Below are 15,753 nucleotides of genomic sequence, written 5' to 3'. Positions count from 1 at the left end.
TAGCAAAGAGTCAATAACTTGCCGCCTATGTGCGGTTGTTTAAAGGTGGATAAAATGGAACAATCACTACAAGAGAAAAAACAACGTTTGATTGAAGTTTTACAGAAAATGGACGATGTACTTGTCGCTTTTTCAGGAGGCGTAGACAGTACGTTTTTATTAGCGGTTGCAAAAGAAGCGCTTGGTGATAAGGTGCTTTCTGTGACCGCGGCATCAGATACATTTCCAGATAGAGAATTTCAACTTGCGAGGAGTCTCGCTTCTGAATTACAAGTACAGCACATTGAAACAAGGGTAAGTGAACTTGCCAATCCAGATTTTGTAATTAATGATGCAAATCGTTGTTTCCATTGTAAAAACGGTTTATATAATCATTTATTAGAATTAGTGACGAAATACGGAGATCGTTATACCGTTGTGGATGGTTCGATTATGGATGACCTTGGAGAACACCGACCTGGAATGAATGCAGCCCGGGCGCTCGGAGTGCGCAGTCCGCTTCAAGAAGCGAAATTTTATAAAGAGGAAATTAGGCAGCTTTCAAAGGAGATGGGGCTTAGAACATGGGATAAGCCATCTTTTGCTTGTTTGTCGTCAAGAATTCCGTATGGTACAAAGATTACCCAGGAAAAGATTAACCAGCTTGATCTCGCGGAAGATTTCCTAATTGGGCTCGGCTTATATCAAGTGCGTGTTCGCCATCACGATCAAGTTGCTCGCATAGAAGTTGATCCACAAGATATGTTGAAAGCTGTTGCACAACGCGAGGCGATTACGCGCGCATTGCAATCGTTTGGATTTCCGTATGTGACGCTTGATTTACAAGGATATCGCTCGGGAAGTATGAACGAAGTATTGAAAGAGGATGCGACCGTATGAAGATGGAATTAACAGATGTTTTACGCCAAGTCGAGCAAGGGAATCTATCTGCGGAAAAGGCGGAACAAATGCTTCGCCCGAAAGAAGAACTCGGCTACGCCACACTTGATTTAGATCGAGAAGAACGGACAGGCTTTCCAGAGGTGATTTTTGGCGAAGGAAAAACGCCTGAACAAATATTGGGGATTTTTAGGAAGTTAATGGAACACCATCAAAAAGTGTTAGCAACCCGCGTTGATCAGGAAAAAGCTACTTATGTATTGGAACAATTGCAGCAAGAACATCCACAAGAGACGTTTTATTATCATGATGCGGCAAAAACCCTCCACTGGATTGCTTCTGATTATGAAGAAACGTGGAAAGAGGGTTATATTGCAGTTGTTTGCGCAGGCACATCCGATCTTCCAGTTGCAGAAGAAGCTGCGATTACGGCTGAATTAATGGGCAATCGAGTGAAAAGAATAAACGATATTGGTGTGGCCGGCTTACATCGTTTATTGGATAAAGCAAAAGAAATTCAAGAGGCAAATGCGGTGATCGTTGTCGCTGGAATGGAAGGGGCACTCGCAAGTGTTGTTGGGGGCTTAATATCGAAACCAGTAGTTGCCGTGCCGACCAGTGTAGGCTACGGTGCAAGCATGAACGGTATTGCTGCCTTGCTCGCGATGCTATCAAGCTGTGCGAGCGGTGTATCTGTCGTCAATATTGATAACGGATTCGGTGCTGGATATTTTGCGGGGACGATGACGAATACGATCGATGCAGCTGTACAAGCAGCTTTGACAAAGAAAGGGTTGGAATGAGTGAAGGTTCTATATATTGACTGCTTTTCAGGAATAAGCGGGGACATGATGGTTGGCGCCTTAATCGATGCAGGTGCCTCGCCGGAAAAAATTGAAACAGAACTTAGAAAGTTGAATATATCAGGCTATCAACTAGCATGGAAAAAGATTGTTAAAGCTGGGATTAGCTCAATAAAATTTGATGTGATTTTGAGTGATGATCATAGCCATGGCCATACTCATCATCATGAACATCATCATGGACATCATCATGTGCATGACCACGATCATGAGCACACGCATCATCATGAACATCATCATGTGCATGACCACGACCATGAGCACACGCATGATCATGAACATCACCATGTGCATGACCACGACCATGAGCACACGCATGATCATGAACATCACCATGTGCATGATCACGACCATGAGCATACGCATGATCACGAACATAGTCATGAACACGGGCATCATCATGATCATGGCTGCTATGCAGATATAGTAAAACTAATCGATGATTCTGAGCTCAATCTGCGTGTCAAGGAAAGAAGCAAACAAATTTTCGCGCCGATTGCTAGAGCAGAGGCGAAAATACATAATATGACGATTGACGATGTTCATTTTCATGAGGTGGGAGCGGTCGATTCAATTGTCGATATTGTGGCAACTGCGATTGCTTTAGAAGAATTAGAAATTGAAAAAGTGATCACTTCACATGTGCCGCTCGGATCGGGGAAAATTCGCATCGACCATGGCATTTATCCTGTACCAGCACCAGCAACGCTTGAAATGATGAGAAATGTACCCATTGCCGCGAGCGATTTAACATTTGAGATGACAACTCCGACCGGGGCAGGTATTGTGGTTAGTCAAACCGATTCGTTTGGGACAATGCCGTCAATGACCGTTGAATCGGTTGGATATGGAGCCGGAACAAAGGATATTCCGGGGCGCCCGAATGTGTTGCGGGTTATGGTTGGTGAACTTTTACAAGGGGATGAACCATCTGAAACGATCACGGTCATTGAATGTCAGCTTGATGATATGACAGGGGAAGCGTTTGGGCATGTTATGGATCAGTTATTGGACGCCGGGGCACTTGATGTTTACTATACCCCTATTTTTATGAAAAAAAACCGACCAGGAACGCTAATCACCGTCCTTGCTCCAAATGAGCGGGAGGCCAAGTTAATGGATGTGCTTTTTAAAGAAACAACGACACTCGGTGTCCGGAAAAACACGTGGTCACGCAGCATTTTGCAGCGCAACATTGTCACGGTTGAAACAAAATTTGGACCTATTCGATTAAAGCAGGCGATAAAAAAGGGAGAAGTATTACGAGAAGTTCCCGAATACGAAGATGTGAAAAAGGCAGCGGAGTTGTACGGGGTACCTTTCCAAGAAGTGTACAAAGTAGCATTGCAAATACGATCTGAATGAATACAGCAAAGACCGATCACCCAACAGGTAGTGAATCGGTCTTTTATTTACTATTTAATAAAGGCTAGGCTAGCGTTAATGTCTTATGATCTATCAAAAATTGCAAATTCAGTTTGTAAGGTTGTTCCTAATCGCCGATACTCGGTGAAAACTCGTGAATGTTGTCTAAAAGGCCGTTCCTAATCGCCGGTACTCCGTGGAAACTCGTGAATGTTGTCTAAAAGGCCGTTCCTAATCGCCGATACTCCATGGAAACTCGTGAATGTTGTCTAAAAGGCCGTTCCTAATCGCCGATACTCCGTGGAAACTCGTGAATGTTGTCTAAAAGGCCGTTCCTAATCGCCGGTACTCGGTGAAAACTCGTGAACGTTGTCTAAAAGGCTGCTCCTAATCGCCGATACTCCGTGGAAACTCGTGAATGTTGTCTATAAGGCCGTTTCTAATCGCCGATACTCCGTGGAAACTCGTAAACGTTGTCTAAAAGGCCGTTCCTAATCGCCGGTACTCCGTGGAAACTCGTAAACGCTGTCTATAAGAGCGTTCCTAATCGCCGGTACTCGGTGAAAACTCGTGAATGTTGTCCATAAGGTTATTCCTAATCGCCGATACTCGGTGAAAACTCGTGAATGTTGTCTATAAGGCCGTTTCTAATCGCCGGTACTCCGTGAAAACTCGTGAATGTTGTCTATAAGGATGTTTCTAATCGCCGGTACTCGGTGGAAACTCGTGAATGTTGTCTATAAGGCCGTTTCTAATCGCCGATACTCCGTGGAAACTCGTAAACGCTGTCTATAAGAACGTTCCTAATCGCCGGTACTCGGTGAAAACTCGTAAACGTTGTCCATTAGGCAGCCCATACTTGCCTCCACCCGTCTAAATTCAAAGAAATTCTCCATTAATGTCGTTATTTTTTTGTGGGGAGTCTTTTTCTAAGTCTAGTTGATTTTCTGTGAAATGTAGCACCTACATTAAAAAAAGGGAGATGATCAATATGCACATCTTAATTGCTGGTGGAAGTGGTTTTGTCGGCCAAATTTTGCAAGAAAAATTACTTGCAAATGGAATGAATGTGACGATTTTAACTAGAACCCCAAGTAAAATCAATCAAACTGAGCAATTGCGTGCGGTTGAGTGGCTTACACCTAATAGCAAGCCGGAAGCGAAACTCTCGCATGTTGATGCGATCATTAATTTAGCAGGGGAATCGATTAATGGGCTACGGTGGACGAATGCTAAAAAGCAAAGAATCATGGACAGCAGGATGAAAGCAACCAGGGAAATTATTCGCTTGCTCACCGCCCTTGAAACAAAGCCAGAAGTATTAGTTAATGCATCAGCTGTCGGTTATTATGGAATGTCTAATACAGAAATTTTTACAGAAAAATCGATGACAGATGCTCATGATTTTCTTGCGACTGTTGTTCGGATGTGGGAAAAAGAAGCGGCGGTTGCGCAATCACTTGGGGTTCGTACTGTTTTTGCTCGATTGGGAATCGTTCTTGGTAGAGGAGGGGCGTTGCCGCTAATGGCGCTTCCATATAGGTTTGGGGCTGGTGGGACGGTCGGATCAGGGGAACAGTGGGTATCATGGATTCATGTAGAGGATGTAGCGGGATTAATCCAATTTGCAATAAAGCAAAAAAATCTTTCAGGGCCATTAAATGTGACGGCTCCTGAGCCGGTAAAGATGCGAGAGTTTGGTAAGACAATTGGACGCGTGCTTCATCGTCCGCATTGGCTTCCGGTTCCAAGCTTTGCGATGAAGGCTTTGCTTGGAGAAATGAGTGAAATGCTTCTTCAGGGTCAAAAGGCGTTGCCGGAAAAAGCACTCGAGCATAGGTATGTGTATAAATATCCTAATTTAGAAAAAGCATTGAATAAAAGTCTTAAATAATTGCTAAGTCCAACTAATCTAATATCTTTCGACACTTTTTTGCCCAATTAAAAAAATAGCTTCTTTCTAGGAATCTGATATAATAGATAATGAATTAAATATGGAATGTGGGGGAACCGGTGTGGCCGGTTGAGATAGTGTCCATAAGATGCTGACCCTTTGAACCTGCTCTGGCTCATACCAGCGAAGGGAACGTGAAATTCATTTTGTCTAATGAGTGTTCTTTCGGACGCCCGCGGTTCTAACGCAGGGTGTCCTTTTTTCGTTCAGCGGTTCACTTCCTTTAAAACAACGAGGGGGAAAAACATGAAGAAGTGGTTTGCTAGTTTGATCGTTTTATTGTTTTTAGCAGGATGTAGTGGGAATAATGAAAATGGGATGAAAAAAGTATCCGTAGTGTTGGACTGGACACCTAATACAAATCATACTGGTCTTTATGTGGCTAAAGAAAAAGGCTATTTTGAGGATGAAGGCTTGGATGTAGAAATTATTTTACCGGGTGAGGCGGGTGCGGATCAGCTCGTTGCTTCGGGGAAAGCGGAATTTGGAATTAGTTATCAAGAAAGTATTACAGAAGCTCGCGTACAGGATGTGCCGGTCGTTTCCATTGCGGCGATCATTCAGCATAATACATCGGGATTTGCTTCGCCTGTCGAGAAAAATATTACATCACCGAAGGATTTTGAAGGAAAAACATACGGCGGCTGGGGTGCACCAGTTGAGCAAGCAGTGCTATCGTCTTTGATGGCAACCGAAAATGCCGATATTCATCAACTTGAAACGGTAAATATGGGGGATACAGACTTTTTTACAGCTGTAAAAAGAGACATTGATTTCGCGTGGATTTACTATGCATGGACAGGCATTGAAGCGGAAATTCGCGGCGATGAACTGAACATGATCTATTTAACCGACTACTCGGATAAACTGGATTATTATACACCAGTTATTGCTACAAGTGAAAAAATGATTAAAGACGATCCTGAAACGGTGAAAGCTTTTATGGCAGCCGTATCGAAAGGATATGAATTTGCGATCGACAATCATGAAGAAGCGGCTACTATTTTAATCAAAGAAGTACCTGATCTCGACGAAGAACTTGTAAAAAGAAGTCAGGAATGGCTAGCTTCACGTTATCAAGATGATGCACCAAAATGGGGCGAACAAAAACAGGAAGTATGGGAAAACTATGCGAACTGGATGTTCGATCATGAGTTACTTGATAAAGAGCTAGACGCAGAAAAAGCATTTACAAATGAATTTTTACCAGAATAAGGAGAGATGAAGAATGGCGAATGCATTAATTAGTATTCAAATTATCCCTAAAACAAAAAATGGCGAAGATGTGATCCCGTATGTCGACGAAGCAATTAAAATCATTGATGAATCAGGAGTTAAATATCAAGTGAATCCATTGGAAACAACAATGGAAGGTGAGTTATACGAATTAATGAATATCATTGGTAAGATGAATGAGCGGATGACTGAAATGGGGAGTCCGAGCATCATTTCTCAAGTGAAAATTTTATACAATCCAGCGGGTGCAAGCATGGATCGACTAACGGAGAAATACCGCTAATGTCTTCTTTCATAAAAAAAGGATGGAAGCCGGTAGCGGTTCTCATCCTTTTATTAATTATTTGGGAAAGTGCGGTAAGGCTGATGGATGTGCCGAAATGGTTGTTGCCGGCGCCGAGTGCCATTTGGAAAGAAGCGGTTAGTGGGTTTGAGCAATTTTATCCGCATGTCACTTCCACGATTGGACTGGCGATTCTTGGATTTCTTATCGGATGCTCGATTGGACTGGCGACGGCTACTGTCCTTCATCTATTGCCTGGTGTCCGTGAAGCGGTTTATCCGTTGCTGATTTTATCGCAAAATGTTCCAACCATTGTGCTCGCCCCATTGCTCGTCATTTGGTTTGGCTTTGGCATGCTGCCGAAGATGATCGTCATTACGCTCGTCTGCTTTTTTCCGGTCACGATCGCCGCGCTTGGCGGATTTCGGAATACACCGCCTGAGATGAAACATTATATGCTTATGGCTGGTGCGTCAAAAACACAGCTTTTTGCAAAGTTGGAATGGCCTCACGCGTTGCCGGCTGTTTTTTCTGGTTTAAAAATATCGGCAACATATAGCATGTTAGGTGCTGTTATTTCCGAGTGGCTTGGGGCGAAAAAGGGAATTGGTGTGTATATGACGCTTGCATCCTCTTCCTTCCGTACGGAGCGTGTATTTGTGGCGATTATCGTTATTATGATATTAAGCCTATGCTTTTTTGGCATCATTACAGTCGTGGAGCGCTATTTAGTGAAATGGAACGGGAAGGAGGGGCAATGATGAGTATATTGCAAATCAAGGATGTATCGAAAAGCTTTGATGATCGTGAAGTGTTAAAAAATATTGACCTATCGATGAAAGAAGGCGAGTTTCTGACGATACTTGGTCCTTCTGGCAGTGGAAAAAGCACATTATTTCGTTTAATTGGCGGCTTGTTAGAGCCTGATCATGGCGCGATTTATTTGGATGGGGAGCATATGAGTGGCAAGCGTGGCTTAATTAGCTATATGCCACAGCAGCCGGCGTTGTTTCCGTGGCGAACCGTTTTGCAAAATGTTCTGTTAGGGCAAGAATTACATGGGAAGAGCGATGAAACGAAAGCATTGCAGATGATCAAGCGGGCAGGTCTTTCTGGATATGAGCAAGCACTTCCGGCTGAACTTTCCGGGGGGATGAAACAGCGGGTCGCTTTTATTCGAGCTTTATTAAGTCCACAATCATTGATTTGTTTGGATGAGCCATTTTCCGCTTTGGATGATTTTACTCGATTGGAAATGCATTTATGGTTGCTCTCGATTTGGGAGGAGTATAAAAAAACGATCGTATTCGTAACCCATAATCTTGATGAGGCCCTCTTTTTATCGGACCGAATCATTGTTCTTTCGTCAAATCCAGCGACAGTGCGAGCTGAATTTCAGGTTCCTTTCCCGCGCCCACGTAACGAAGAATTGTTGCTGACAGAAGAATTTCTTAATTGGAAACGGGAAGTTAGTGGAGCAATTTTTCCAAAAGGAGCGAGCCGATGAAAATCATTGATGCCCATATTCATTTAGATCATTATGAGGACGATGAAATTACTGCTTTAATAGGTTCATTACAACAATCTAGCTGTGAAAAAGTGATTTCGGTCTCGTATGATTTACAATCTTGTAAACGGAATAAAGAGCTGGCGAAAAAGTATAAGGCAGTTGAAACGGCCTTCGGCTTTCATCCTGAGCAGGAACTGCCGACTGATGAACAATTAGCAGATTTACTTGCATGGATGGAGGCAAATCGCGACCGAATGTGTGCGATTGGAGAAATCGGATTGCCATATTATACGGGAAAAAGTGATCAAACGGGCTATATCGAGTTGTTAGATGGCTTTTTACAGAAGGCGAAAAAATGGAAAAAACCTGTTGTTCTGCATGCGGTTTATGAAGACGCTCCCGTCGTCTGTCGTCTGCTGGAAAAACATCAAATCATTGATGCCCATTTTCACTGGTTTAAAGGTGATCAAGCAACGATCGAGCGAATGATCGAAAACGGTTATTATATTTCGATCACACCAGATGTGTTGTATGAACAAGAAATCCGCCAGCTCGTCCAACGCTATCCACTTGAACAAATGATGGTTGAAACTGATGGACCGTGGCAGTTTGAAGGGGAATTTTCAGAGGAAATGACGCATCCGAAGATGATCCATCATTCGATTGCGGCAATTGCTGAACTGAAAAAGATCGATCGTTCGGCGGTGTATCAGAAGCTTTACCTAAATACAAAATCATTTTATCACATTTAAAACCCCGGCTCAGATCCACTGAACCGGGGTTTATCATATTATTCTACAAATTGTACGTTTTTCAATTGGTAGATACCAGATGTATCAATATCGAATCCAGTAATTTTGTTGCTAACTCCTGTTAAGTATTCTTGGTGGTGAATGAATACCATTGGAGCATCTTCAACTAAATATTCTTGAACTTTATTGTACATTTCAAAACGTTTTTCTGGATCTGCTTCACGGCGACCTTCATCTAGTAATTTATCTACTTCTGGATTTTCGTAGAATGAGCGGTTACCAGGGTTACCTTTTTGTGAAGAGTGGAATAAAGCGTATAATCCGTAATCAGCATCGCCTGTTGGGTTAGACCAACCAAGGATGTACATATCATGTTCACCAGCTGCTGATTTTTCTAAGTATGCACCAAATTCCATTACTTCAACTTCAACATCGATGTTTGCTTCTTTTAGTCTTTGTTGAACTAAAATAGCTGTGTCCATACGTTGTTGGTTATCGTTTGTCCAGATCGATGTTTTAAAGCCATTTTCGTAGCCAGCTTCTTTTAATAATTCTTTTGCTTTTTCAACGTTATGCTCAACAACTGGTACATCTTTATTGAATCCGAAAATGCCAGGTGCAAGTGGGCCTACTGCCGGAATTCCAAAGCCTTCGTAAACACCTTCAATGATTTCGTTTTTGTCGACGAGCATTGCGATTGCTTGACGAACTCTTACGTCATTGAAAGGTTCTTTTTCTGTGTTAAAACCAATATAAGATAAGCTTGAAGATGGTTTTTGATTTACTGTTGCGTTGCCGGAGTCATTGACACGTTTTACTTCGTTTGGCTCAACTGGATCTGCGATATGTGCGTAACCAGTTTCTAAATCTGCAATTCTCGTTGCACTTTCAGGAACAACTTTGAATGTAACAGAATCAACAATTGCTGGTGTGTCCCAGTAGTCTTCGTTTTTAACAAGCTTAATTTGTGAACCTGCATCCCAGCTATCAAATTTAAAGTAACCAGTTCCAGCTGGGTTTTCAGAAATAACTGCGCCTGGCTCTTTATCGTTTTCCATACCTTCATAGTCAGCTGCAATTGTTTTCGGACTCATCATGCCGCCGCCATTATGTGAAAGGTGAGCAAGTAATGGTGCGAATGGGTATTCAGTCTTAATGCGAACTGTATATTCATCAACTACTTCTACATCTGTAATCATTTCAAATAGGAAAAATCTTGGTGAAGCAACTTTTGGATCGCGAATGCGGTCTAAGTTAGCTTTTACTGCTTCAGCATTGAATTTTTCTCCATCGTGGAATGTTACATTTTCACGAAGTTTGAACTCCCATGTTAAATCATCGATTTGCTCCCATGATTCCGCAAGACTAGGTTCAATCTCGTTATTGTCATTACGCTTTACTAATGATTCATAAATATTTGCATGAATATTAGAAGAAACAACATCATTTGAGCCGTGAGCATCTAATGATGATGCATCTGATAATACATCAAGAATCAGGTCGCCGCCTTCTTTTGCTTCTCCTGATTTATTCTCTTGTTCCTTTTCAGCTTCTTTGTCGCTTCCGCCTGCACATGCAGCTAGGAACGCCGAAAGGACAAGGGTTAAGGCTAGTAGCCAAAACTTGTTACGTTTACTCATGTTTTTTTCCTCCTATGTAAAATTAAATAATGAGTAGTCAGAAAAAATATAACACACATTATATTCTGTAACAACTATTTAAGAATAATATTATCGATTACTAATATTCAGATAAAACAGAAGATATATAATCGACTTTAAACTATAAAACGTTGATTTAATTGCGTTATTTTTTTGACTTTTGGGCAAATAGGGATTACTCAATTAACGGTAATTAATTATTCAAAAATAGCACTTTTGTCATTTTCAATGTTTACTTTCAAATGATAAATACGTTAATATAGGATAGATGAAAATTAATATAAATAGGCTGAAAGGAGTGTTACTGTATGACTCAAGAAACGATTCAGCCTGCTGTTCGCAAAAAACGGTCAAATCCACGTTTGGAATACTATAAAACGATTTGGAGCCGACTGAAGAAGAATAAAGCAGCGGTAGTCGGAGGCATATTAATACTATTATTTATAATTACAGCAATTATCGGACCATTTTTGACAACGAAGGATCCATTTGAGTTAGATGTTACGAATAAAATTCAACCACCTTCAGCAGAGCATTGGTTCGGAACAGATAATTTTGGCAGGGACATTTTTACTAGAATCATCCATGGGATGGGGCTTACATTATATGTCGGCTTTTTTTCTGTTTTTATTGGTGGAGTTATTGGTGTTTTCTTCGGTGTCATTTCCGGATATTATGGTGGAAAGCTTGATACCGTCATTATGCGTATCATGGATATTTTACTTGCTTTTCCTGGGATCATCTTAGCTTTAGCGATTGTCAGTGTTCTTGGTGGAAGTTTAACCAATGTGATCATTGCAGTCGGAGTCTTCTCCATCCCAGCATTTGCAAGGATTGTGAGAGGGTCAACCTTAACTGTCCGAAAATTAGAATACATTGATGCAATGAGAGCATTAGGGGCATCTGATGCGCGAATTATTTTTAAACATATTTTACCAAACGTCATGTCGCCTATAATTGTACAAGCGACTCTACGTATTGCAACAGCCGTATTAACAGCGAGTGGCTTGTCCTTCCTTGGCTTGGGAGCAAAACCACCAGCTCCAGAGTGGGGAGCGATGTTAAGTGATGGACGTTCGTATATGGCTGACGCTCCACATATGGTTTTAGTGCCGGGAATTATGATTGTGCTAGTAGTACTAGCTTTTAATATTTTCGGAGATGGGTTGAGGGATGCACTCGATCCTAAAATGAAGAAGTAAGGGAGGGTGCAAGAACTTGACGAAATTTATTATTAGACGTTTATTACAAACGATTCCCGTATTATTTGGGGTAACGATTTTAGTATTTTCATTGATGTATCTTATTCCTGGTGACCCTGCACAGATCATTGCCGGGGAGGGAGCATCGGAAAAGACTGTTGAGCAAATTCGTGAGCGACTTGGATTGAATGAACCAGTCCATGTCCAATATGTTTCATACATTTCCAATGCGCTGCAAGGTGATTTAGGTAATTCAATCCGCAGTGGACGTCCTGTAATGGATGAGATTCAAGCGCGGTTTTGGGTAACGGTAGAGCTAGCCTTTTATGCTACTGTCCTCGCTGTGTTTATCGGGCTGATTGCAGGAATTATTTCAGCGGTACGCCACTATACATTGTCAGATATTTCGATCATGATCGTTGCGTTGTTTGGATTATCAATGCCGAGTTTCTGGATGGGACTTGTGTTAATTCAATGGTTTGCCGTTGGTGTAGATTGGCTGCCACTTCCTGAATTTTTGAAAATGCGACCTTCAGGTTGGGGGGATGATTGGCGACAAGTTATATTACCAGTCATTACGCTCGGTACAGGGGGAGCGGCGATTATTGCACGAATGACACGATCATCTATGTTAGAGGTCATTGGACAAGATTATATTCGGACTGCTCGGGCTAAAGGAGTTTCTGAGCGTTTGGTCATTTATAAACACGCATTAAAAAATGCGATGATTCCAGTTATTACTGTAGTTGGTCTCGAGTTTGGATCATTCCTTGGTGGAGCAGTGTTAACGGAAACGATCTTCGCGATTAATGGAATGGGAAGGTTGACCGTTGATGCGATCAGTCAACGTGATTTTCCAATCGTTCAAGGAACCGTCCTCGTTATTTCCGTTGTTTTTGTACTAGTAAACTTACTCGTCGATATCTCGTATCGAATGTTGAATAAACGAATTGATTTAGATTGAGAATTGAGGTGAATAATCAATGAAACAACATACTGAACAGCCTGTATTAGATGTCCGTGATTTAAGAACTTCTTTTGATACAGACAATGGTGAGGTTCGGGCAGTAGACGGAGTTACTTTTTCCGTGCCGGCAGGAAAAACACTTGGTATTGTTGGTGAATCGGGTTCGGGAAAAAGTATTACATCGCTCTCGCTTATGCAACTGCTTCCGAGCAACGGAAGGATTAAAGGCGGGGAAGTGCTTTTTAAAGGGAAAAATCTACTGGACTTAACAGATAAAGAAATGCGCAAAGTTCGTGGAAATGTCATTTCGATGATTTTCCAAGAACCGATGACTTCATTGAACCCTGCCTTCACGGTTGGTCAACAAATTAGTGAAGCATTAGTCATTCATGAAAGTTTGTCAAAAAAAGAAGCAATGAAAAAGGCAGTTGAATTGCTGACACTTGTAGGTATTCCTTCCCCGCAGCAACGGGTAAAACAATATCCATTCGAATTATCAGGTGGGATGCGTCAACGTGTCATGATCGCGATGGCACTTGCATGTAATCCAGAGATTTTAATTGCGGATGAGCCGACAACTGCGCTCGACGTAACAATTCAGGCGCAAATTTTACGTTTAATTAAAGATTTGCAGCAAAAAATGGGCATGTCCGTCATCTTTATCACTCATGATCTTGGAGTTGTAGCGGAAACATGTGACTTTGTCACCGTTATGTATGCGGGACAAGTTGTAGAATACTCTGATGTAAAATCTTTATTTAAGCAACCTAAACATCCATATACAGTAGGGCTATTAAATTCACTTCCGCGTCATGATATTGATCAGGAAAAGCTCATTCCAATTAAGGGGAATGTACCGAATCCACATGAAATGCCAGTAGGATGTCGATTTGCACCGCGTTGCCCGGCTGCAACCGATCTATGCAGAGCGAAGATGCCAGAGTTAATGACTGATGAAAAAGGCAATCAAATTCGTTGCTGGATTTATTCAGACGAATGGGAAGGCGATCCGGAGGTGAAGCTTTATGGCGAAAAAAGAACTGCTCAAGGTTGAAGGGCTTAAACAATATTTCCCAATCAAAGGTGGATTTCTAGGGAGAACCGTTAACCACGTTAAGGCGGTAGATGATATTAATTTTACCGTATATGAAGGTGAAACAGTTAGTATCGTTGGAGAATCAGGTTGTGGAAAATCAACAACAGGAAGAGCGATTTTACGTTTAGAAGAGCCGACAGATGGAAAAGTAACGTTCCAAGATGTTGATCTTGCATCTCTGTCGAAAAAAGAAATGCGCAAATATCGTAAAGACTTACAAATTATTTTCCAAGATCCGTATGCATCGATTAACCCTCGGCAAACAGTGTCGGAAATTTTAACGGAAGCGATGGAAATCCAAAATTCAGTACCGAGGGCACAGCGCCGTGAGCGTGTCCTCGAATTACTAGAAACGGTTGGGTTAAATGAGTTCCAAGCAGATCGCTATCCTCATGAATTTTCTGGTGGACAGAGACAAAGAATAGGGATTGCACGCGCACTCTCAGTTAATCCAAAACTGATTATTTGTGACGAAGCAGTTTCTGCATTGGACGTATCGATTCAAGCACAAGTATTAAACTTACTTGAAGAATTACAAGAGGAATATAAATTAACGTATTTATTTATCTCACATGACCTCGGTGTCGTCCGACATATTTCAGATCGGGTCATTGTTATGTACTTAGGGAAAATTGTTGAAATTGCTGATAAGGATTCATTATTTGATAGTCCAAAACATCCGTATACGAAAGCCTTGCTTTCAGCGATCCCTGTCCCAGATCCTGAACATGAAAAATCACATATCGTTCTGAAAGGAGATGTTCCATCTCCAATCAATCCGCCGACAGGCTGTCGTTTCCATACACGCTGCCCATTTGCCCAAGAGCGTTGTCGGAATGAAGTGCCACAACTAAAGACTCATGCAACAATGAAAGAAGGCCATGAAGCTGCTTGTCACTTTGTGGAAGAAATCGAAAGCGGAAAAATTAAAGCGAATATCTGATAATAAAGCAATTTCATAAACATGATCGACCAACCTTTTTACAGGTTGGTCTTTTTTTTATAGATAATTGTTTTCATTTCAATGGAGGGATATTTTTGTATAAATCTAGGTGCCATCGCTCGAGGTCACAAGCCCAAGAAAGGCGATTTTAAAGATTATTCGACTCGCTTTGTGTCCACTTCTGTTTCTCGGCTATCACTTGTGCTTTTCTAAAAAGAGAAGAAATGTCGGGTTTTACGAAGGGGAAAATGCAAACTCGTCTATGGGGAGTTCTCTAATAGACGGTTTCTTGTTAAAATCGTGAACTTTGTCCATAAGGAGTGTTCTAATAGACAGTTTCTTAATGAAAATCGTAAACCTTGTCCAAAAGGCGTTCTCTAATAGACAATTTCTTAATAAAATCGTGAACTTTGTCTATAAGGCGTTCTCTAATAGACAGCTTCTTAATGAAAATCGTAAACCTTGTCCATAAGGATTTCTCTAATAGACAGTTTCTCAATGAAAATCGTAAACCTTGTCCATAAGGATTTCTCTAATAGACAATTTCTTAATAAAATCGTGAACTTTGTCTATAAGGCGTTCTCTAATAGACAGTTTCTTAATGAAAATCGTAAATCTTGTCCATAAGGAGTGTTCTAATAGACAGTTTCTTAATGAAAATCGTAAATCTTGTCCATGAGGAGTGTTCTAATAGACAGCTACTTAATGAAAATCGTAAATCTTGTCCATAAGGATTTCTCTAATAGACAGTTTCTTAATGAAAATCATAAACCTTGTCCATAAGGAGTGTTCTAATAGACAGCTTCTCAATGAAAATCGTAAATCTTGTCCATAAGGATTTCTCTAATAGACAGTTTCTTAATGAAAATCATAAACCTTGTCCATAAGGAGTGTTCTAATAGACAGCTTCTCAATGAAAATCGTAAATCTTGTCCATGAGGAGTTCTCTAATAGACAATTTCTTAATAAAATCGTGAACTTTGTCTATAAGGCGTTCTCTAATAGACAGCTTCTCAATGAAAATCGTAAATCTTGTCCATAA

Annotated in this window: 14 protein-coding genes and 1 riboswitch; of the genes, 13 read left to right on the top strand and 1 reads right to left on the bottom strand. The window is 41.2% G+C overall.

Annotated elements, in window-relative coordinates; genetic code table 11:
• Positions 1–54: 54 nt before the first annotated feature.
• The 9 genes from larE (at position 55) to KHA95_RS00290 (ending at position 8,842) form a co-directional block, all read left to right on the top strand.
• Positions 55–879 (top strand): ATP-dependent sacrificial sulfur transferase LarE, encoded by an 825-nt coding sequence (gene larE / locus KHA95_RS00330; protein WP_213135505.1) that lies wholly within the window; start codon positions 55–57, stop codon positions 877–879.
• On the top strand, positions 876–1,682 hold the full coding sequence (gene larB / locus KHA95_RS00325) for a nickel pincer cofactor biosynthesis protein LarB (RefSeq protein WP_213135504.1): 807 nt from the start codon (positions 876–878) through the stop codon (positions 1,680–1,682). Before larE ends, larB begins: the two co-directional genes overlap by 4 nt.
• On the top strand, positions 1,683–3,107 hold the full coding sequence (gene larC, locus KHA95_RS00320) for a nickel pincer cofactor biosynthesis protein LarC (protein WP_213135503.1): 1,425 nt from the start codon (positions 1,683–1,685) through the stop codon (positions 3,105–3,107).
• Between the two features lie 991 nt (positions 3,108–4,098).
• Complete coding sequence (locus KHA95_RS00315; protein ID WP_213135502.1) at positions 4,099–5,001, top strand: TIGR01777 family oxidoreductase; 903 nt, start codon at positions 4,099–4,101, stop codon at positions 4,999–5,001.
• 99 nt (positions 5,002–5,100) lie between these two features.
• Positions 5,101–5,210: riboswitch (TPP riboswitch) on the top strand.
• 97 nt (positions 5,211–5,307) lie between these two features.
• Entirely contained in the window at positions 5,308–6,276 is a 969-nt protein-coding gene (locus tag KHA95_RS00310) for an ABC transporter substrate-binding protein (RefSeq protein ID WP_213135501.1), read from the top strand.
• A gap of 13 nt (positions 6,277–6,289) precedes the next feature.
• Entirely contained in the window at positions 6,290–6,580 is a 291-nt protein-coding gene (locus KHA95_RS00305) for a thiamine-binding protein (RefSeq protein ID WP_213135500.1), read from the top strand.
• Positions 6,580–7,341: an ABC transporter permease gene (locus tag KHA95_RS00300; protein WP_213135499.1), complete on the top strand. Its 762-nt coding sequence runs from the start codon at positions 6,580–6,582 to the stop codon at positions 7,339–7,341. The genes KHA95_RS00305 and KHA95_RS00300 overlap by 1 nt, the downstream gene beginning before the upstream one ends.
• Positions 7,341–8,087 carry an ABC transporter ATP-binding protein gene (locus tag KHA95_RS00295; RefSeq protein ID WP_213135498.1) on the top strand — a complete coding sequence of 249 codons (747 nt, stop codon included), beginning with the start codon at positions 7,341–7,343 and terminating at the stop codon, positions 8,085–8,087. The genes KHA95_RS00300 and KHA95_RS00295 overlap by 1 nt, the downstream gene beginning before the upstream one ends.
• Entirely contained in the window at positions 8,084–8,842 is a 759-nt protein-coding gene (locus KHA95_RS00290) for a TatD family hydrolase (RefSeq protein ID WP_213135497.1), read from the top strand. The genes KHA95_RS00295 and KHA95_RS00290 overlap by 4 nt, the downstream gene beginning before the upstream one ends.
• A gap of 38 nt (positions 8,843–8,880) precedes the next feature.
• Here KHA95_RS00290 and KHA95_RS00285 read toward each other — a convergent pair whose 3' ends face one another.
• Complete coding sequence (locus KHA95_RS00285; protein ID WP_213135496.1) at positions 8,881–10,482, bottom strand: glutathione ABC transporter substrate-binding protein; 1,602 nt, start codon at positions 10,480–10,482, stop codon at positions 8,881–8,883.
• Positions 10,483–10,811: 329 nt separating this feature from the next.
• On the opposite strand from KHA95_RS00285, the gene nikC reads away from it, so the two are divergent.
• From nikC to KHA95_RS00265, 4 genes are read left to right on the top strand one after another with little or no spacing between them, the layout of a single operon-like run.
• Positions 10,812–11,705, top strand: coding sequence for a nickel transporter permease (gene nikC, locus KHA95_RS00280; protein ID WP_213135495.1), 894 nt, complete (start codon positions 10,812–10,814; stop codon positions 11,703–11,705).
• Between the two features lie 16 nt (positions 11,706–11,721).
• On the top strand, positions 11,722–12,669 hold the full coding sequence (locus KHA95_RS00275) for an ABC transporter permease (RefSeq protein ID WP_213135494.1): 948 nt from the start codon (positions 11,722–11,724) through the stop codon (positions 12,667–12,669).
• A 19-nt stretch (positions 12,670–12,688) separates the two neighbouring features.
• Positions 12,689–13,726: an ABC transporter ATP-binding protein gene (locus KHA95_RS00270; RefSeq protein WP_213135493.1), complete on the top strand. Its 1,038-nt coding sequence runs from the start codon at positions 12,689–12,691 to the stop codon at positions 13,724–13,726.
• A complete protein-coding gene (locus KHA95_RS00265) occupies positions 13,698–14,711 on the top strand; it encodes an ABC transporter ATP-binding protein (protein WP_213135492.1) in 1,014 nt (337 codons plus the stop codon). Before KHA95_RS00270 ends, KHA95_RS00265 begins: the two co-directional genes overlap by 29 nt.
• Positions 14,712–15,753 lie beyond the last annotated feature (1,042 nt).

Source organism: Bacillus sp. FJAT-50079 (assembly GCF_018343515.1).
Taxonomy (GTDB): Bacteria; Bacillota; Bacilli; order Bacillales; family Bacillaceae_C; genus Lederbergia.
The sequence above is the reverse complement of the archived record's forward strand: the minus strand, read 5'-3'. Positions and strand labels throughout refer to the sequence as shown.